Origin of the sequence: Paractinoplanes ferrugineus, assembly GCF_016862195.1 — a bacterium.
Classification (GTDB): domain Bacteria; phylum Actinomycetota; class Actinomycetes; order Mycobacteriales; family Micromonosporaceae; genus Actinoplanes; species Actinoplanes ferrugineus.
Genome location: NZ_BOMM01000059.1, coordinates 112,875 through 132,148 on the forward strand (window position 1 = coordinate 112,875; position 19,274 = coordinate 132,148).

The 19,274-nt window shown below is 70.4% G+C and carries 14 protein-coding genes and 1 pseudogene; 8 read left to right on the forward strand and 7 right to left on the reverse strand.

Annotated features, from left to right (window positions below):
- Positions 1 to 32 precede the first annotated feature (32 nt).
- Positions 33 to 725 carry a helix-turn-helix transcriptional regulator gene (locus Afe05nite_RS33690; RefSeq protein WP_203821321.1) on the forward strand — a complete coding sequence of 231 codons (693 nt, stop codon included), beginning with the start codon at positions 33 to 35 and terminating at the stop codon, positions 723 to 725.
- 40 nt (positions 726 to 765) lie between these two features.
- On the opposite strand, the gene Afe05nite_RS33695 is transcribed toward Afe05nite_RS33690, so the two are convergent.
- Positions 766 to 1,128 carry a VOC family protein gene (locus Afe05nite_RS33695; protein ID WP_203821322.1) on the reverse strand — a complete coding sequence of 121 codons (363 nt, stop codon included), beginning with the start codon at positions 1,126 to 1,128 and terminating at the stop codon, positions 766 to 768.
- A gap of 98 nt (positions 1,129 to 1,226) precedes the next feature.
- Between Afe05nite_RS33695 and Afe05nite_RS33700 the strand changes: the two genes are divergently transcribed.
- Positions 1,227 to 2,009 carry a type 1 glutamine amidotransferase gene (locus tag Afe05nite_RS33700; protein ID WP_203821323.1) on the forward strand — a complete coding sequence of 261 codons (783 nt, stop codon included), beginning with the start codon at positions 1,227 to 1,229 and terminating at the stop codon, positions 2,007 to 2,009.
- Position 2,010: 1 nt separating this feature from the next.
- Complete coding sequence (locus Afe05nite_RS33705) at positions 2,011 to 5,013, forward strand: bifunctional [glutamine synthetase] adenylyltransferase/[glutamine synthetase]-adenylyl-L-tyrosine phosphorylase (RefSeq protein ID WP_203821324.1); 3,003 nt, start codon at positions 2,011 to 2,013, stop codon at positions 5,011 to 5,013.
- A gap of 12 nt (positions 5,014 to 5,025) precedes the next feature.
- Here Afe05nite_RS33705 and Afe05nite_RS33710 read toward each other — a convergent pair whose 3' ends face one another.
- Positions 5,026 to 6,471, reverse strand: coding sequence for a hypothetical protein (locus Afe05nite_RS33710; protein ID WP_239118395.1), 1,446 nt, complete (start codon positions 6,469 to 6,471; stop codon positions 5,026 to 5,028).
- Positions 6,472 to 6,520: 49 nt separating this feature from the next.
- Here Afe05nite_RS33710 and mptB point away from each other — a divergent pair, with 49 nt between their 5' ends.
- Both mptB and Afe05nite_RS33720 read left to right on the forward strand, forming a co-directional pair.
- On the forward strand, positions 6,521 to 8,050 hold the full coding sequence (gene mptB, locus Afe05nite_RS33715) for a polyprenol phosphomannose-dependent alpha 1,6 mannosyltransferase MptB (RefSeq protein ID WP_275407531.1): 1,530 nt from the start codon (positions 6,521 to 6,523) through the stop codon (positions 8,048 to 8,050).
- Positions 7,974 to 9,170, forward strand: coding sequence for a glycosyltransferase 87 family protein (locus tag Afe05nite_RS33720; protein ID WP_203821327.1), 1,197 nt, complete (start codon positions 7,974 to 7,976; stop codon positions 9,168 to 9,170). The genes mptB and Afe05nite_RS33720 overlap by 77 nt, the downstream gene beginning before the upstream one ends.
- Here Afe05nite_RS33720 and Afe05nite_RS33725 read toward each other — a convergent pair.
- Both Afe05nite_RS33725 and Afe05nite_RS33730 read right to left on the reverse strand, forming a co-directional pair.
- Entirely contained in the window at positions 9,156 to 12,275 is a 3,120-nt protein-coding gene (locus tag Afe05nite_RS33725; protein WP_203821328.1) for an AfsR/SARP family transcriptional regulator, read from the reverse strand. The genes Afe05nite_RS33720 and Afe05nite_RS33725 overlap by 15 nt on opposite strands.
- Positions 12,276 to 12,404: 129 nt before the next feature.
- Entirely contained in the window at positions 12,405 to 13,580 is a 1,176-nt protein-coding gene (locus Afe05nite_RS33730; protein WP_203821329.1) for an MFS transporter, read from the reverse strand.
- Positions 13,581 to 13,773: 193 nt separating this feature from the next.
- Between Afe05nite_RS33730 and Afe05nite_RS33735 the strand changes: the two genes are divergently transcribed.
- On the forward strand, positions 13,774 to 13,920 hold the full coding sequence (locus Afe05nite_RS33735; RefSeq protein ID WP_203821330.1) for a hypothetical protein: 147 nt from the start codon (positions 13,774 to 13,776) through the stop codon (positions 13,918 to 13,920).
- Between the two features lie 22 nt (positions 13,921 to 13,942).
- Here the strand turns inward: Afe05nite_RS33735 and Afe05nite_RS33740 are convergent, their stop codons facing one another.
- Together Afe05nite_RS33740 and Afe05nite_RS33745 are read right to left on the reverse strand one after the other, a co-directional pair.
- On the reverse strand, positions 13,943 to 14,347 hold the full coding sequence (locus Afe05nite_RS33740; protein ID WP_203821331.1) for a hypothetical protein: 405 nt from the start codon (positions 14,345 to 14,347) through the stop codon (positions 13,943 to 13,945).
- Between the two features lie 258 nt (positions 14,348 to 14,605).
- Complete coding sequence (locus Afe05nite_RS33745; RefSeq protein ID WP_203821332.1) at positions 14,606 to 14,782, reverse strand: hypothetical protein; 177 nt, start codon at positions 14,780 to 14,782, stop codon at positions 14,606 to 14,608.
- A gap of 979 nt (positions 14,783 to 15,761) precedes the next feature.
- On the opposite strand from Afe05nite_RS33745, the gene Afe05nite_RS33750 reads away from it, so the two are divergent.
- Entirely contained in the window at positions 15,762 to 17,252 is a 1,491-nt protein-coding gene (locus Afe05nite_RS33750) for an RNA-binding domain-containing protein (RefSeq protein ID WP_203821333.1), read from the forward strand.
- A gap of 931 nt (positions 17,253 to 18,183) precedes the next feature.
- On the opposite strand, the pseudogene Afe05nite_RS44170 reads toward Afe05nite_RS33750, so the two are convergent.
- Positions 18,184 to 19,167: pseudogene (locus Afe05nite_RS44170) on the reverse strand (DUF1152 domain-containing protein).
- Here Afe05nite_RS44170 and Afe05nite_RS33760 point away from each other — a divergent pair.
- The coding region (locus Afe05nite_RS33760) for a tyrosine-type recombinase/integrase (RefSeq protein ID WP_239118392.1) at positions 19,063 to 19,274 on the forward strand (212 nt) is incomplete at its 3' end. The pseudogene Afe05nite_RS44170 and the gene Afe05nite_RS33760 sit on opposite strands and share 105 nt — an antisense overlap.

The following is a 19,274-nucleotide window of genomic DNA, read 5'->3' on the forward strand; positions in this document are numbered from 1 at the left end:
GGTTTGTCGTACCCCCGTCGTAGCCTGCCGGTGTGAACCGGACCGACCGTCTCTACGCCCTCGTCGAGGAGTTGCGCGCGGTGGCGCCGCGGCCGCGCAGCGCGCGCTGGCTGGCCGGCCGCTTCGAGGTGAGCGTGCGCACGGTCGAGCGGGACATCTCGGCGTTGCAGCAGTCCGGCACGCCGGTCTACGCCGAGCCGGGCCGCACCGGTGGTTACTGCCTCGACAAGTCGCACACGCTGCCACCGGTCAACTTCACGCCGAGCGAGGCGGTGGCGATGGCCGTCGCCCTGCATCGGCTGGCCGGCTCGCCGTTCCACGCCGCCGCGGCGGCCGCGCTGCGCAAACTTGTCGCCGCGATGCACCCCGGCGACGCCGATCGGGCCCGGGAGATGGCCGCCCGCGTCCGGCTCGTCGAGACGCCGTCGGTGGAGATTCCGCGGCTGCTGGCCGACGCCTTGTCGATCCGGCGGGTGCTGCGCATCAGTTACGCCGACAGGGCCGGGACCGATTCGGTCCGCGAGATCGAGCCGCTCGCGTTCGTGGGCATGCCGGCCTACTGGTATCTGGTGGCCTGGTGCCGGCTGCGCCGGTCGGTGCGGGTGTTCCGCACCGACCGGATCTCGGCGGTCGTGGTGACCGCCGAGGAACCGCCGCCGCGCGAGCTCACGCCGGGCGAGCTCGACGTGCCGGGGGACCGGATGAGCGCGCTCAGCCTGGCCTAGCCGCCAGTCGGGGGTCCGGCCCGGCCGCCGGGAGTCCGGCCTAGCCGCCGGCCGGGGTGTAGACGCCGATGTGGTTGCCGGTCGGGTCGATCAGGTGGGCGAAGACCAGGCCGTCGCCGCCGTCGGCCGGCGCGACCAGGATCTTGGCGCCGGCCGTCTCGGCCCTGCGGCAGGTCTCGGCGGTGTCGGCCACGTTGACGAACGGGATGGCGTGCGGGCCGGTCGAACCGTCGGAGACGTCGGCGAAGCCACCGGCCGGTGCGGGCGAGCCCGGTGTGAAGACGAGGCGGTAACCGGGCTCGCCGGCGAACTTCCAGCCGAACACGTCGCTGTAGAAGCGTTCGGCGGCTTCGGGCCGGTCGGTGCCGATCTGGAACCAGTCGACCTGATTGGCTGCGGACATTGTTGCCTCCTCGAAAAGTGCTTGGCACCACCCTCGCCGCCGTCCGCGACAGCCTCCTGTCGGTGTTTGCGGACGAGCCTGGGACTAGCCTCGGGAGCGTGGGAACCGCACTTGTGATCGAGAACGACCCGTCCGACGACCTGCGCCGGCTCGGCGAGTGGCTGACCGAGGCCGGCCTGGAGCTGACCGTGCTGCGGCCGCACGCCGGGGACGCCCTGCCCGAGACCCTCGACGACTACCTGGCGTTCGTGGTGCTCGGCGGCGACCAGAACGCTTACCCGGCCGCCGACGGCACCCCCGGCGCGCCGTGGTTTCCGCAGCTCGAGGGCCTGCTGCGCAAGGCGGTGCGCAACCGGGTGCCGACCCTCGCGATCTGCCTCGGCGCGCAGTTGCTGGCCCAGGCGCACGGCGGGCTGGTCGAGCGCGGCCCGTCCGGTCCGGAGATCGGGCCGGGCCTGGTCGGCAAGCGCGACGCCACCGACAACGACCCGCTGTTCAAATGGGTGCCGCTGATCCCCGACGTGATCCAGTGGCACCGCGACGAGATCACCGAGCTGCCGCTGCGGTCGGTGCTGCTCGCCGCGTCGAGTCGCTGTCCCCATCAGGCCTTCCGGCTCGGCGACCGGGCCTGGGCCGTGCAGTTCCACATCGAGTGCGACATCGAGATGGTCGAGGCGTGGGCGGCGAGCGACAGGGACGGGCTCGACGAGCTCGGTTACGACGCCGAGGCGGTGGTCTACGCGATCGCCGAGATCCTGCCCGACGTCGAGGAGGTGTGGCAGCCGTTCGCGACCCGCTTCGCCTCGCTCGCCCTCGGCACGCTGCCCGACTCCGACATACCCAACCCCACCGGTCACACGCTCCCGCTGCTGGGGCAGTGACGTGACGCGGCCCAGCCGGCTCGCCCGGTACGGTTTCGCCGACAACGGTGCCCGCGCCGCCGACCTGCTCGGGCCGGCCGGGCTGCGGCTGTGGGACGCCGAGGCGCAGGGGCCGACCGGCACCGACGCGGCCGAGCTGATCCACTCGCTGTCCCGGACCGCCGACCCCACCCTGGCGTTGCGCCAGCTGCACCGGCTCGTCGACGCGGCCGGCCGGGCCGCCGACCGGGCCAACGGTGGTCCGGCGACCGGGCCGGGCGGCGAGATCAGCCCCAACGCCGCCACCGACGAGATCTTCGAGGCGGTCTACCGCGATCACGGGCTGCGCCGCCGGCTCGTCGCGGTGCTCGGTGCCTCCTCGGCCCTCGGCGATCACCTGGTCGCCAACCCGGACGACTGGAAGGTCCTCGCGACCGGCAAGACCGGGTTGCCGCCGAGCGCCGAGGGACATCTCGAGATCGACGGCGAACCGGCCGTCGCGGGACTGCGGCACGCGTACCGCAGCCAGCTCCTGCGCATCGCCGCCGCCGACCTGACCGGCGGGCGGGGGCTGGAGCCGACCATGGCGGCGCTGTCGCGCCTGGCCGACGAGACGCTGTCCATCGCGTACGACATCGCGGTGGCCGGTCTTCCGGCGAGCGCGCGCGAACCGCGGCTGGCCGTGGTGGCCATGGGCAAATGCGGCGGGACCGAGCTGAACTACGTCTCGGACGTCGACGTGATCTTCGTGGCCGCCGGGGACGAGGACCTGAGCGCCGGCACCACCCTCGCCGCCCGCCTCATCGAGATCTGCGGGCAGGTGGCCTGGCAGGTCGACGCCGCGTTGCGCCCCGAGGGCAGCCGGGGTCCGCTGGTCCGCACGCTCGCCAGCCACCAGGCCTATTACCGCAAGTGGGCGCGCACGTGGGAGTTCCAGGCGCTGATCAAGGCCCGGCCGGCGGCCGGCGATCTGCTGCTCGCCCAGGAGTGGATCGACGATCTGGCGCCGCTGGTGTGGCACGCGGCCGAGCGGCCCGAGGCGGTCGCCGACGTGCGGGACATGCGCCGCAAGATCATCGAGAACGTGCCGGCGAACCAGCTCGACCGGGAGATCAAGCGGGGGCCGGGCGGGCTGCGGGACATCGAGTTCGCCGTGCAGCTGCTCCAGCTCGTGCACGGCCGGGTCGACGAGACGCTGCGGCACGGCGGCACGCTTCCGGCGCTGCGCGCCCTGGTCACCGGCGGCTACGTGGGGCGCGAGGACGGCGAGACGCTGCTGCGCGGCTACCGCTTCCTGCGCGGGGTGGAGCACCGGCTCCAACTGCAGAATCTGCGGCGTACGCACACCGTGCCGGACGATCCGGCCGGGCTGCGCTGGCTGGCGGCGGCACTCGGCTACACCGCGCTGCCGGGGCGCGACGCGGTCCAGGCGTTCAAGTCGGACTGGGTCGGCCACGCCGCCCAGGTGCGCCGCCTGCACATCAAACTGCTCTACCGGCCGTTGCTGGAGGCGGTGGCGCGGGTGCCGGCCGAGGCGCTGCGGATGACCTCCGAGTCGGCCGCCAAGCGGTTGACCGTCCTCGGCTTCGCCGACCCGGCCGCCGCGATCCGCCACCTGCAGGCACTCACCGGCGGTGTCACCCGCACCGCCGCGATCCAGCGCACCCTGCTGCCGATGCTGCTGCAGGAGTTCGCCGACGCCCCCGAACCCGACCGTGGCCTGTTCAACTACCGCGACGTCTCGGACAAGCTCGGCAGCACTCCGTGGTACCTGCGCCTGCTGCGCGACGGCGGCCCGGTGGCGTTGCGCCTGGCCCGGGTGCTCGGCCTCTCCCGCTATGCCACCGACCTGCTCACCCGTGACCCGGAAGCGTTGCGGTTGCTCGCCGACGACGCCGAACTGGTTCCGCGCAGCCGCGAGTCGCTCATCGACGGGTTCGCGGCGGCCGCCGAGCGGCACTACGACGACCCGGTCAAGGCCACCGTGGCGGTGCGGGCGCTGCGCCGCCGCGAACTGTTCCGGCTGGCCTGCGCCGACATCCTGAGCAGGGCCGGTGAGCTCGCCCCGGCCCAGCCGATCGACGTCGACCAGCTCGGCATCGCACTGTCCGACGTGACCGACGCGACCCTGAACGCGGCCCTGCTGGTGGCCCGCCGCGCGGCACCGCACGGGCTGCGGTTCGCGGTGATCGGGATGGGCCGGCTCGGCGGTTACGAGATGAGCTATCCCTCCGACGCGGACGTGCTGTTCGTCTACGACCACGCCGGCGGCGTCACCGACAAACAGGCGAGTGCGGCCGCGCTCGCCATCGCCGAGGAACTCCGGCGGATGCTCTCCGCGCCGGCGCCCGACCCGCCCCTCGGCATCGACGCCGACCTGCGGCCCGAGGGCCGGCAGGGACCGCTGGTCCGCACCCTCGGCGCCTACCAGCAGTACTACGCCCGCTGGTCACGCGTGTGGGAGGCGCAGGCGTTGCTGCGGGCCCGGTTCGTCGGCGGCGACCGCTCGCTCGGCCTGGAGTTCGAGCAGCTCGCCGACACGATGCGCTACCCGTCCGGCGGCCTGAGCCGGGAACAGGTGACCGAGATCCGGCGGATCAAGGCGCGCATCGAGACCGAACGACTCCCGCGCGGCGCCGACCCGAACACGCACACCAAGCTGGGCCGGGGCGGGCTGTCCGACGTGGAGTGGGCGGTGCAGCTGCTTCAGCTCCGGCATGCGTACGCGGTGCCGGACCTGCGCCGGACGCAGACGCTCGAGGCGCTCGACGCGGCCGTGCGGGCGAAGCTGGTCGACAAGGTCGACGCGGCCGCGATGACGGCCGGCTGGACGCTCGCCTCCCAGGTGCGCAACGCGCTGACCCTGGTGCGTGGCCGGCCCACCGACCAGCTGCCCCGGCACGGCGTCGAGCTGGCCGGCACGGTGCAGCTGCTCGGTGGCGGCGACCCGGGCGAGTTCGTCGACCGTTACCTGCGACTGACCCGTCGCTCGCGGGCCGCCACGGAACGCGTCATGGACTCCTGACCCCCCGCCCGGTCAGCTGGTCAGGGTGTAGCGGCCGGCGTGCGGGACACGGACCAGGGTCCAGTCGCCGGCGCGGGCCGGCGTGGCCCCGCCGTCGACCCGCAGCCAGCGGTTGTGGCGGACGCGCACCACGACCGGGCCGGCCTGCTCCGTCCGGAACGTGATCGACGCGGCGTCCTGGCTGACCAGGGTGGCCGGGGCGGCGACGATCGGCTGCGGCGCGGTGACCCGGTAGAGGTGCCAGTGCCGGTCCCGCCAGATCTCGGTGAGGTAGGGCAGGCCGGCCGCGATCAGGGCCGCCTCGCCTCGGCCCGACCAGGTGAGCTCGGCGTCGGGCACGGCCACGAACTGCACGGCCGTCTCGTCCAGCCACGCCCGGTAGCTGTCGGCGGTGAGGGCCACGCCCGTACCCGCCGCGCCGGGGATCTCGCCGAAGAACAACGGGTTCCGCGCGATGTCCGCCTGCCGGAGCCAGCCCCGGGCCAGCGGGACGTCACCCAGGTGCGCCGACTCCCAGTAGTCCCGGGTCGGGGGGATCTCCAGGCGACCGGTCAGCACCTCCGGGCCGAGCCGGGTGCGCAGCGGCGTGAAGTAGTCCCGGGAGGCGGTCGGGTTGCCGAGATCGCGCAGGTCGCCGACCACCACCGGGGGCTGCCACCAGCAGGCGGCGGCCACCAGCGCGAGCACGACGGCAAGAGGGAGTTTCCGCCTCGGCAGGGCGGCCGCGGCGGCCAGCAGCGGCAGGGTGAACATCACCGCCAGCCGGGTCGCGTTGAGGCCGACCGGGGTGTGCACCAGGGCGGCGGCCAGCACCCCCAGCGCGGACAGCACGCCGCCGGTCCGCACCGGCCGGGCGGGCACCAGCAACGCCACGACCAGGCTCGCCACCACTGCCCGCAGGGTGTCGGTGTGGCTGATGTTCATCCAGCCGCCGTCGCCGAACCACAGCGCGGTCAGCCCCAGCGGCACCGCCGCCGGAACCGCCACCAGCAGACCGTCGCCGACGCGGCCGGACAGCAGCAGCGCGGCGCCGGCGAGGCCCAGGAACAGCCCGGCCACCGGACTCGTCGCGGCGGCGAGGACCGCCGCCACGGCGGCGAACGGGCGGAGCCGGCGGAAGGTGAGCAGGGTCAGCGCGGCCAGACCGAAGGACACCCCGAGTGAGTACGTCACCCGCCCGCTCACCAGGTTCCCGGCGAGGCACGCGGCCCCGGCCAGGGCACCCGCCCCGGGACGGGGCACGCCGGTGCGGCGCAACAGCACGGCGAGCAGCACCGCCGAGGCGACCAGGGTGAGCGCGCCGGTCAGCCGGACCCCCAGCAGGGCCATCACCGGCTGCGACACCAGGCTGTAGCCGAGCTGGTCGACCCCCGCGTACCAGCGCAGGTCGATCGGGGTGTAGCCGTGGGCGGCGAAGAACTCGGCCCGAGCCACCTGCGCCGACAGGTCCGAGCCCATCGGCGGCAGGACGAGGTACACGACGGCGAGCACCGCCGCGACTCCGGCGGTGCCCCACTCGAGCCGATGCCGGGCCGACACCCGCCCGACCCTACCGGGCTCCTCAACGGTTGCAGCGCGTCACGGTAGGGTGCTCGCCATGTCCACGCCAGCCCGCGTCCGTTACGCCGGGTTGGCGGGCAGTCTGTTACTGGCGGTGGCGGCCTACCGCGGGGGCGCGCACAGCCCGTGGTCACCGACCATCACCCCGGGCACGATCATCACCGGCCAGAACGGCGTGGTCACGCCGTTGGCGTGGCTGTTCGGCACGGCGCTGCTGATCGGCGCGTGGTGGGTGGGGCGGCGCGACCTCCCGTCGGCCCGGTGGGCCTACGTGACGGCGGCGCTGTGGATGCTGCCGCTGCTGCCGTTCCTTCCGCTGGGCAGTTACGACGCCCACTCGTACGCGTGTCAGGGCTGGCAGCAGGCGGCCGGGCTCGACCCGTACACGGGCGGGGTCGATCTTCTGGGTTGTCCCTGGGCCGATTCGGTGGCGCCGACGTGGCGCTCCGCCCCGGCCCCCTACGGCCCGGTGTTCCTGCTGCTGGCCGCCGCGGCGGCGAAGCTGGGCGGCTCACTCGGCGGCACCATCGCGGTGTTGCGCGGGGTGGCGGTGCTGGGCGTCGGCCTGATCGCGGCGTCGCTGCCGGCGCTCACCCGCCGCACCGGGGTGCCGCTCGAGCGCGCGGTGTGGCTGGCCCTGGCCTGCCCCCTGGTGCCGATCCACCTGATCTCCGGTGCGCACAACGACGCGGTGATGCTCGGCTTCCTGCTCGCCGGCCTGGCCCTGGCCGCCGCCCGCCGGCCCCTGCTGGCGGGCGCCCTGTTCGGCCTCGCGATCGGGGTCAAGGCGACCGCGGTGGTCGTCGTGCCGTTCGCCCTGCTGCTGGTCTATCGGCCCGCCGGGGCGCCGGCCGGCCCGCGGCTCGGGTTGCGCAAGGCGGCCGAGCTGATCGTCGGGGTGGTGGCGACGATCGCGGCGGTCTCGGCCGTCTCGGGGCGCGGGTTCGGGTGGATCGCCGGGCTCACCGGCAGCGGGATCTCGGTGCAGTGGACCTCGCCGCCGACCGCCGTCGGGATGACCATCGGACTGTTCGGGGTGAACGCGGTGCCGGTCACCCGGGTCCTCGGCATCGTGCTGCTGGTCGTCGTGCTGGTCCGGCTCTGGTGGCGGGCGCTGTCCGGCGGGGACGTGTGGCTGAGCACCGGGTACGCGATGGCGGCCACCGTCGTGCTCGCGCCGGTCTTTCATCCCTGGTACGCGACGTGGGCCCTCGCGCTGCTCGCCGTTACGCTGCGCCGGGAGAGTCGCTGGGTGCTCGTACCGGCGGCGGTGGTGTCCGCGTTGTGTCTGCCCGACGGCTACAACCTCGCGCTCGCCCTGAAAACTCAGGGAGCCGTCGCCATGACGGTCCTGCTCGGTTATCTCGGATTTGTTCGATTTAAAATCATGAAAGCGTCGTATGCGGCTAAAAGTGCTGATCCTCAGCCTGCTCGTCCTGATCACCCTGGGGATCGTCTATCTCGCCGAGATCCGTAACGGGTTCTTCGACTCCGAGGTCTACTACGGCGCGATCCAGTACTGGTTCCATGGCGACGGCGGCATGGTCTACGACTGGATGAAACCGGACTCGCCGTACGGCTTCACCTACCCGCCGTTCGCGGGCCTGGTCATGTCGCCGATGGCGGCGCTGCCGTTCGCCGCCGTGCTCGTCATCGCGGTCCTCGCCACGGTCCTGACCACGGCGCTGCTGGTCCACTGGTTCGCCGGGCCGCTGATCGCGCGGATGGGCTGGCCCCGATGGTTCGCCCTGGGCGTCGCGATCTGCCTGGCGATCTCGTTCGAGCCGGTCCGCGAGACGATCACCTTCGGTCAGGTCAACACGCTGCTGCTGACGCTGGTCGCCGGCGACATGCTGTTCGGTGTCGCCAAGGGCCGCAAGTGGGCGGGCATCGGCATCGGGCTGGCCACCGCGATCAAGCTGACGCCCGGCATCTTCATCCTCTATCTGCTGATCACCAAGCGGTGGCGGGACGCGGCCACCGCGATCGGCGCGGCGGCCGGCGCCACCCTGCTCGGCGGCCTGATCTTCCCGGACGAGAGCCGGGAGTTCTGGACGTCGGCGCTGTGGGACACCAACCGGGTCGGGGTGCTGTCCTACCTGTCCAACCAGTCCGAGCGGGGCTACCTGGCCCGGCTGCCGATCGACCAGTACGCCGGCAAGATCTGGCTGGTCTGCGTGCTCGCCACGCTCGCGGTCTGGGTGCTGCGCCTGCGCAAGGCGCCCGGTGACGTGCTGGGCGGGCTCGCCCTCACCGGTGTCGTCGGCTGCCTGATCAGCCCGGTCACCTGGGTGCACCACTGTGTCTGGTTGATCCCGGCGCTGGTCCGCTGCGTCGACGCGGGGCTGTCCGGCACCGGCCGGCAACGACGCGTGCTCTACCTGGCCGTCGCCGCCTATCTGGTCATGACGTCGCGGGTCACCTGGCTGTGGGAGTACGCGCCGAGACCGCCACTGGAGATCATCGGCAGCAACACCTACGTCTACTTCAGCCTGGCCCTGCTGATCTGGACGCCGCTGAGCGACCGGGCCCCGGCCGCCGTCGAGGAGCCGGCCGAGGTCCGCACGGAGCCGGCCGGGCTGTCACCCAGCCCCTGACCCGGTGGCGGTCCTGGGGGGTGGCGCCGTCTCCAGCAGGCTCGGGACCTCCGCCCCGGTCGTCGAGGCGGCGCGGTCGTATTCGTGTTCGAAGCCCGCGTCGCCCAGCGCGGCGCGGGCCTCGAACGTGATCCGGTCGGTGTCCGGCACCGTGCGGTCCCGCGAGCCGCGCACCGCGTCGGCCGCCCCCAGCAGGAACGCGGCCCGCGCCGGGTCGCTCTCCCGCAGCGCCAGATCGGCCAGCCCCACCAGGGTCATCGCGATCACCGGGGCGTCCCGGGAGTCCACCGCGATCCGCACCGCCTCGTGCTGGCAGCGCCGGGCCCGTTCCAGGTTGCCGGCGGCCGCCTCGATCAGGCCCTGGGTGCTGCGGGTCATCGCGCCGAACTGCGGGGCGAACGCCGGGTTGCCCATCATGTCGGCGGAACGGCCGATCATCCGCCGGGCCGTCTCGAGGTCGCCCTCCAGGCGCGCGATCGTGGCGTAGCCGTACTGCACCGACGCCAGCACCTCGGGCAGGCCGATCTCCTCGGCCATCTCCGCCGACCGGTTCAGCACCCGCCGGGCCTCGTCGCGCTCGCCGCTCAGGTAGAGCTGGTGCGCCAGCTTCACCTCCAGCTGCGGCAGGTCCTCGCGGATGCCGACCTCGCGGACCAGTGCGATCGCCTCCCGCTGCAGCTGGATCCCCTGCACGAAATCGCCCTGCGCGCAGACCAGGTCGCCCAGGGCGCTCAGCGTGAAGCCGATGCCCCAGCGCTCGCCGACCGTCCGGAAGCCGTCCAGGGCGTCCCGCATGTCGGCGATCGCGGCCGGGCCGCGCTGCCCGAAGTTCAGCCGCAGGTGCGCCACGATCATCTTGGCGGTCGCCCGGCACCACGGATCGGGATCCTCGAACAGCGGCTCGACCGCGCGGAACCCGGCGTCGGGATCGGGATTGTCGAAGATCGCCGCCAGCGGCTTGAGCAGCCGCAGCGCCGGGTGCGTGGCAGCCGGCCCGGCCCCGTGCGCCTCGGCCGCCAGCAGATGCCGCTGGACGGCGTCGATCGGCAGAGCACCCTCGAGCCCGTTGATCGCCGCGAACGTGTGCACGAGAGCCAGATCCTCCCGGTCCACCGCGCCGGCCAGGCCGGACACCCCGCCGGCGATGTCGGGCATCGGGCCGGGCATTTCGGACACCGCGGCGGCGAGGAGGGCGCCCTCGATCCGGTGTCCGCGCAACCACCAGTACCAGCCGAGCCGTGCCACGAGCGCGGCCGCCGTGGCCCTGTCACCGGCGTCGACGGCGGCCCGCACCGAAGCGTGGAAGTTGTCGTGCTCGTCGGTGACGCGGCGCAGCCACTCCAGCTGCTCGGCCGAGCGCAGCTTCGGCTCCGCCGTCTCGGCCAGCGCCAGCAGCCACTCGGCCAGGGCCCGGCGCTGCGACTCCGCCTCGCCGGCCTCGGCGAGGCGGGCCAGGCCGTACTCCCGGATCGTCTCCAGCATGCGGTAGCGGCCGTCGGAGCCCAGCACCAGCAGGGACTTGTCGACGAGGGCGCCGAGCAGGTCGAGGTCGGCGACGCAGACCTGCTCGACCGCGGCCACGTCGGCGCCGCCGTGGAACACCGCGAAACGGCGCCACAGCCGCCGCTCGCCCGCATCGAGCAGATCCCAGCTCCAGTCGACCACGGCACGCAGCGTCTGATGCCGGGGCAGAGCCGTCCGGCTGCCACCGGTCAGCAGCCGGAACCGGTCGGCCAGGCGATCGGCGAGCACGGCGACGGGGAGCGTACGCAAGCGGGCCGCGGCCAGCTCGATCGCCAGCGGCATGCCGTCGAGGGCCCGGCAGATCCGGATCACCGGCTCGACCGTCCGCTCGTCGAGGGTCAGGGTCGCGGCGCGATCGAGCAGAAGGCGTACGGCCGGGAAAGCGGAAGCGGTCGTCGCCGCCGCCCCCACCGGGGGCAGGGCCAGCGGCTCGACGGCGAAGAGGCGCTCACCCGCGATCGCCAGCGGTTCGCGGCTCGTGGTCAGCAGGCGCAGGCCGGGCGCCGCCCGCAGCAGGGTGTCGGCCAGCTCGGCCGCCGCCGCGATCAGATGCTCGCAGTTGTCGAGGATCAGCACCATCTCCCGGCCGGCCAGCGACTCGGCCAGCCGGGCCAGCGGCGGCAGCGTCTCGCCCGGCCCGGTCAGCCGCCCGGTGCTCATCTGCCCGCTCAGCCGCAGCGCGGTCAGCACCGCCCGGGGCACCTCGGCCGGATCGGTCACCGGGGCCAGCTCGACCCGCCACACCTCGCCCGCCAGCCGCGCACCCACCTCGACCGACAACCGGGTCTTGCCGTTGCCGCCCGGACCCAGCAGGGTGACCAGCCGATGACCGGCGAGCAGGGCGCAGACCTCGCGCACGTCGGTGTCCCGGCCGACGAAGCTGCTCACCTCGGCCGGCAGGTTGCCCCGGGGGTTCGCCGGGGCCGCCCGCAGGAGTCCGAGATGGAGCTCGGCCAGTTCCGGGGCGGGGTCGGTGCCGAGCTGGGTGGCCAGCCGCCGGCGCATCGCCTCGAAGATCTCCAGGGCCCGGCCCGGGTTGCCCTGCTCCGCGAGCGCTCGCATGAGCAGCACGGCCAGGGGCTGGTCGAACGGGTGGGCCGCGGCCAGGCCCTCCAGCTCGGGAACCACGTCGCTTCGGCCGATCTGCTCCTCGAGGTGCCGGCGCTGGGCGGTCAGCCGGAGCTCCTCCAGCCGCCGGGCGTCGGCGCGCGCGACGTCCGGGAAATCGAGGTCACCGCGCCACAGCGCCAGCGCCTCGCCCGGATCCACACGGGCAAGCTCGGTGAACCGGACGGAGTCGATGTTCCGCGGCTCGAGGACCAGCCGGTAACCGTTCGGGGCGGCTTGGACGACCAGCTCGGGCGAGACCCGGCGCAGCCGGGACACCAGCGCCTGCAGCGCGTTGCCGGCCGCCTGCGGCGGCTCGTCGCCCCACACCCCGTCGATCAGACGCTCGGCGGTCACCACCCGGTTGACGTCGAGGGCGAGCAGGAGCAGGAGGGTACGCAACCTCGCGCCCGCGACCGGCACCACCTCGGCGCCGGCGCGCAACTCGACGGGCCCGAGCACCGCGATGTCCACGCGTACGATTCTGCCCGCCCGGTCGAGGGGTCGTTCAGCCCGGGTTGGGTCGCCCTGGCCATCGTCCTCGGCACCCAGCCCTCGTCAACGAGGTGCCCTGATCGGCGTGGTTCACCGGGTTCGCCCTGATCAGGGCCGGCCGGTCCGGCGGCGTGGCTCGGTCAGCAGGACGACCAGGGCGGCGGCGGTGAGCAGGGCGGCCGCGAGGAACGCGCTGCGCACCCCGCTGTGGGCCAGCAGCACGCTGCCGATCAGGGCGCCGGCGGCGATGCCGACGTTGAACATGGCCGAGAACACCGCCGAAGCCATGTCGGTGCTGCCCGGGGCGACCTGCAGCACACGGCTCTGGAACGTGGCCGGGATCTGCGGCATCGCGAAGCCCCACAGCGCCACGCACGCCACCGTCACGGCGTGACCGGTGCCGAACAGGTAGAGCGTCAGCAGCGTCACCGTCAGGATCAGCAGCGGCGCGAGCATGGCGGCGCGGGGCACCCGATCGGCGAGCGCTCCGCCGGTGGCCACACCACCGAGCCCGGCCAAGCCGTAGACCAGCAGCAACCCGGAGACGGTCGCCGCGGCGAAGCCGCTGACCTCGGTCAGGAACGGCGAGATGTACGTGTACGCGCTGAACACGCCCGCGATCGCCACCGCGGTCGCGGCCACGATCGTCCAGTAGCGCCGGGCATCCGGGGCCGACCCGGTCGCCGCGTGCCCCTGATCCGGCGCCGACGTCGGCAGCAGGATCGCGACGCCGGCCAACGCCACCAGCCCCAGCCCGGCCACCGCCAGGAAGGCGACCCGCCAGCCGGCCTGCTGGCCGAGCCAGGTCGCGCCGGGCACGCCGAGAACCGAGGCCAGCGACCCGCCACCGATCAGGGCCGCGGTCACCCGCCCCCGCACCCGCGGCGAGAACAACGCGGCCGCGGCCGGCGGGGCGATCGCCCAGAAGACCGCCTGCGCCAGCGCGGTGACCACCCGGCCGGTGAGCAGCAGCCGATAGCCGCCGGTCACCGACACGCAGGTGGCGGCCACGAAGACAGCCAGCAGCCCGGAGATCAGATGACGCCGCGGGATCCGCCGCACCAGATGGGTCAACGGCAACGACACGATCGCCACGGTCAGGCCGTACCCGCTCACCAGCAGCCCCGCGGCCGACTCCGAGACCCCGACGTCACCGGCGATGACCGACAGGAGCCCGACCGGAAGCATCTCCACGGTGAAGAACGAGAACCCGGCCAGCATCAGCGCCCCGAGCGCGACCACACTCGAGGCTGGGCCCGACCGCGCCGCCGACTTCTCGATCACCCGGCCAGTATGCCGACCACCGTCGGGGGCCGCCGCTGATGGACGGGAGCGGTATCCTGCGACGGTGCGCCGGTCGGAATGGATAGTCGTGCAGTCGAGCGAGGGCGGCGCCTCCGCCCGGGAGTGGCATCGCACCTGGCAGCGTTGACTGCGAAGCTGGGGCATCGACTGGGATCCGTTCGAGCCCGGTGAGGTGCGGCTCGACTGCTACTGCAGGCGAAACGTCGACGGCCTCGGCTGGGGCCGCCAGGTGCGCTCGGTCCAGGCCCGCGCCTTGCGCCGGCTGGGCATCGAGCCGCCGGAGTGCGTCGACCTCGACGATTTCGTCAGCCGCCGATGAACGGCGCCGCGAACGACGATCTCTAGGTGCTGCCCTCGAAGTGCCCAGGCCAGCCTTCCAAGCGACGAACGATGTCCCGCAGCGCAGCCTCGAATCGGGCCGGTTCCGACTGCTCGACCTGCCGTGACCATTGCCCGGCCAGGTCGTCCTCGATACCGCAGAGCTCCGCCACCCGGTCGGCGAACGCCGATGCACGCCCGATCACCACGGCCGCCGGATCATCGTGCGGTCGTTTGTCCTCTTCGGGCAGCACCAGATGACAGCGAGCCTCCGCGGCGATGCCCCCGCCGATCAGCTCCACGACCGGCATCGTGGCGTGCGCGCTGTGCAGAATCTCGTCGAACAGACCAAGCGCCCAGCTGTTGTGCGGGAATTCGCCGCTCGGCCACATCACGCCCACCAGTATCCCCAACGCGATCCGAACCACGAAACGTCGCTGACCTGCGGCCGTGGCCGCATCGGGCGAGCGGCCCGCCTGCTGAAGTGGTATTCCGTCGCGCAAGCCTGGCGCGGGCGGCGGCCTTCAGGGTGCGATGGTCCGCCGGGTTCCGGCCATCCCAGAGCGGCCCAGGGTCCAGGGGCGGAGCCCCGGCCGCCGGAGGCGCCCTCCCGGGTCGTAGGGTCGGAGGCCCTGCCCGCCGGAGGCCATCGTTGGGTGACCTTCGCCGGGCAGGGCGCATGGCTGCTACCCGGACTTGCGCTTCTGACCGATCTGGCGCGACCGGCCGTCGAGGCTCTTCGCGATCGCAGGAAGGTCATCGGTCTTCGCGCGGAGGACGATGACCATCACAGCAGCCGCACGGAGGATCCCCGGCAGTGCGGTGACAAAGGCGACGAGCAGTGGAATGTAGGCGTACGACACCCGAGGCTCCTAAGCCTCTTGCGTCAACGCCCCGAGATCACACCGCTTAGTGCGGGGCCTGGTGGCACCGGGACTGTCAACTAGTGACAGGGAAAGTCTGAGTCTGAAGTCATCCAGGCACACTCATAGTAGTCGCTCCGCGCGAACGTGCGCTGACGGCCAGCCGGAGAGCCCGCCTGACCCTGAACGAACCTCGGTACGCTTCGGCTACCCCCCCCGTGCGGGATGGCCGAGGCTTCGTCGTGTCCGCTCGGAGTCGCGTCGGCGGACGGTCGGCGAAGCAGCTCGCGTGCGGCCCGGAGGGCCGCCTTAAAGATGTAGAGAAGGTTCTCACCGCTCGAGTTGGCCGCTCGAATTGGCCGTTCGAAGTTTCTACGCGCTTTCAAGGCGGCCCGAAACGGGCCGCTCACGCCGCCGACTGGGCGCATGCCCGTGCCGCCGCTGGCGCTTGGCCCGGCCACGCAAGCAGCCCGTCGACTGGCGTGGAACTTCGGAGTCGGGCCGCGCCCCGATGACAGATAAGAACGGGTGGAGGGTTAAGAAGGTCGGGAGATTTGGCCGGCGGCCGACCGGCTCGGCCTGGGCGACGCGGCCGACTGCCGCGCCGGGCCGCAGGGCGAGTTGCTGCCGGTGTCCGGGCGCCCCTCCACCGTCAAGGGCGCTTCGCGGCGCAAGCGACGGCCACAAACCGGCCTCCCTGTATAGCGGAGCCTCTGCGACCCTGAGCGTCAGGGGTCAAGCGGCAGGCCGGTGGCCTGCCCACACGTAGGCGCGTGCCGCCACACCCGTCACTGACTCGCCGCCGACCGGGCATTGCCGGTGTCAAGGGTGCCTTGACGTGCCAATAGCCCGCAGGGCTGGCCGTACCGCATCTGCCCACTCGACCGGGGGTACCTCGTGCTTGTCCACGGGATATGACTTGATCTAATACGGCAGGTACGTCTGCCCCATATGCTAGTCCCGAAGTTAGGAGGAAGTCTTGAGCCCTACACGCCCGCCAGACCAGCTGGCTCGTCTTGTAAAAGAGCTGTTGACTCTTCCGGCCGAGACTGAGTGGGTCGAAGACAAGAATAGGAATCACAATCCGGATGAGATTGGCCAGTACATCTCCGCTCTGGCCAACGGTGCTGCTCTTGTCGAGCATGAACGCGGCTACTTGCTTTGGGGAATCGAAGACGGTACACGAGAGATTTTAGATACGACCTTCCAGCCGTCCACAACGAAAGTCGGCAACGAAAATCTCGATAATTGGCTTCTGCGTCACTTGTCGCCTCAGGTGCACTTTCAATTCCATGAGGCTATTGTTGACCAAAAACGCGTTGTAGTTCTTGAAATTGACAAGGCCGCTAATCAGCCTGTCACTTTCAAGAGCGACGCCTATATTCGCATTGGTTCTTACAAAAAGAAGCTGAGCGAACATAATGATGTGGAACGGCGGCTGTGGAAAGCATTCGTCTTAGGATCTTTTGAGGATGGAACTGCAGCCACGGGACTTGAGCCCTCCGAAATTCTGCAGCTCCTTGATTATCCTTCATACTTCCGTCTAATGAAGATGCCACTCCCCGAGAATAGGTCGGGAATCCTCGATGCCTTGCTCGCGGAAGGGATGATTACCCGAGATGACGCGGGAGTATGGAGCATCTTGAATCTTGGAGCTATCCTATTTGCTCATAATCTAGCCGACTTCCCATCACTGCATCGCAAGGCCATCCGAGTGATGCAGTACCAAGGCGGCAATCGAATGGAAACGCTCAAAGAGCAGGAGGGTGTGCTCGGTTACGCCAGTGGGTTCGAGGGGCTTGTAAAGTTCATCAACGGCTTGTTGCCGTCAAACGAAATTATAGGGCAAGCTCTCAGGCAAACGGTGAAGATGTACCCGGAGCTCGCTGTTCGGGAACTGATCGCAAATGCGCTCATCCATCAAGATTTTCATATTTCGGGAAGTGGCCCGACTGTCGAAATCTTCGACGACCGGATTGAGATCACCAATCCGGGAAGGCCTCTTGTCGACCCGCTGAGGTTTATCGACAGCCCACCGCTTAGTCGCAACGAAAAGCTCGGTCGCGTTATGCGCCGTGGCGGAATCTGCGAAGAACGCGGCAGCGGTTGGGATAAAATCGGCTTTGAAATCGAATACCATCAGCTTCCGGCGCCCTTGGTGGAAGTGACGCAGGACCATACCAAGGTGACGCTCTACGGGCACCGCGATTTAAAGGACATGGATCGGTCCGACCGTGTGCGCGCTGTCTATCTTCACGCCTGCCTTCGGTACGTGAGCGGCAAGAAGTCGACAAATACGACGGTTCGTGAGCGATTTGGGATTGATCCCAAGAACAGCGCTAGGGCTTCGCGACTTATCAAAGAGGCGATGGAGGAGGGGCTGGTTGTCCTTCGCGACCCCCAAGCCCCGTTGAAGCTTCGCGAGTACGTCCCGTGGTGGGCAGGGCCAGAGTTAACGAAGCCCTCCTAGCGCGAGGTCGACTGATCGGCCGGCGGCCCTTCTGCGGTAGCGGAGCCAGTGATCCAGAGAGCGCACCGCGAGGACCCTCGTGGGACACCTGTTGCGAGACGCGACACCTTCTGACCACAGGTGACATCTTGTGACCTGCGGTGACAAGTTGTTTGACGAGCAACTTCGTATCGCAAGTCCAGACGAGTCCGTAGGCCATCTGACCTGCGAAAACCTGGTACGGACTTGTTTGATGGGTATTTGATGCTGTCTCGGCCGGCACTCACTCTGAGTAATTTTGCGTGTTGAGGGGAACCCCTGGGGCTTTCGTGACCCCGGGATAATCGTGCATCGGTGCATCTGCACTGGTCAGGGGCACGAGCGAGTCGCCATCGCCGAGTACTGGCTGTTTGAGCATTATGGTGCTGGGAGCGGAAATTCACTCAGAAGAGGTAGCTGGGCGGCATGTTACCTACGCTCATATTCACGTTCCGTTACCACGCGCGGGTCGCTCAACTTCCACTGCGTCAGCATCACGCAACATGGCGGCAGGTGCTGTGCCGCCCTATCGATACTGTCTCGCGCTCTGTGCAGCAGCGAAGCACAGCAATCGATCCAACCGCATCAACCCGTGTGGGGTCGCCGTAGGCCGTCTGACCTCATATCGGACTTGGTCCGACCGCACCGCCGTGACTCGATCAGTGGAGGTCGGCGCTCTGCGACCGCGGCCAAGCAGATCGGGGGGCATACCCGCCGCGCGTACAACTACTCTGTGTAGCGGCGCGGTTACCTGATAGGCATTCGTCCATGGGCTGTTCAGTTGGGCAAGCAGCAGGGGGACGTCCATGGATGCTGACGGACAGTTTGAACAGCTCAACGCGCCTTTTAACCGAGGTCAACCCGCCATGATCGTTCCTTGACACGGAAGCGGCCGGCGGAGCACTGGGCGCGTTCACAGTCGACATAGGGGAACGCTGTGGATACCCCGGTTTCCTATCGCGGTTCGGATGATTGCCGGTTCGTAGGTTCGGAGTCCCACGACTTCGCCGAGGCGGCGCAGGCTGACAAGGGTGGCTCCCCGTTCGCGTGCCCGGGTTTGGTGGGCGGTGATGCGGGTGCGGATCTCGTCGTCGGTCGGTGTCTGGTAAGGCTTCTGGGCGAGGGTCTCGGCTTTGCGGCGTTCGTGGTCGAGTTCGGTTCGTACGCAGCGTTTGCGGGTGACTGCTTCCGCGTCGACGAATGACTGGGTGCCCATCAGGTCCTGCGCGACGCGGTTGATTGCCACAAGCGCCTCGACCTTGGCGATGAGCAGGTCGGCGCTGTCGGCGCCCAGCGGTACCAGTAAGGCATTATCGCGAATCTCTGCCTGCCCTTGATGCCGAGTGCGGCCGCCGACAGCAAGGCCGTCGCCTCCGAGGGGTGATGGTCAAGCGCACCCTTGAAGGGCGTGACTGCATTCGCCATGGAGGAGATGAGTTGACGCCCCTGCTTTCTGCATAGCTGCTCGGACGCTGTTGCTAGGAAGCTCGCCGTCAAGACCTGGGCCTGCAACTGCAACCCGGCCGGGAAGTGAAAGGCCGGCCACCGCCGCAAGAGCGAGGGAGTCGGCGAGCGGACTCGATAGTTCGGGTTCGTGGCCACTGGCGGCGATGTCGCCACCCACATCCACCAACGTCACATCTACAGCGTTCACCAACTCGGCCAGCTCAGTGAGTTGCAGGCGCACTCCTTCGGTTCCCCCGGAGGGGTCGAGCAGGAAGAAACGTCCGTTGGTGTGCTCAGCGAGGATGGTAAGTCCGGAGGTTCCGCCTGCCCGGAGTTGGCTGGTCTGGTGTTCCGGGGCGCGAGCGGCGAGCCGGTCAATGCCTCGACCTTCTCCCGAACTTGGACGCCGGTCCGTACCAAGGTCGGGCTGCCGCCGCGCTGGGGGTTCCACGGCCTGCGGCACTACTACGCGACGCTGCTGATCCACGCCGGGGCAAGCGTCAAGACCGTGCAACTTGCACTCGGTCACTCCACGCCGACGATCACGCTCAATGAGCC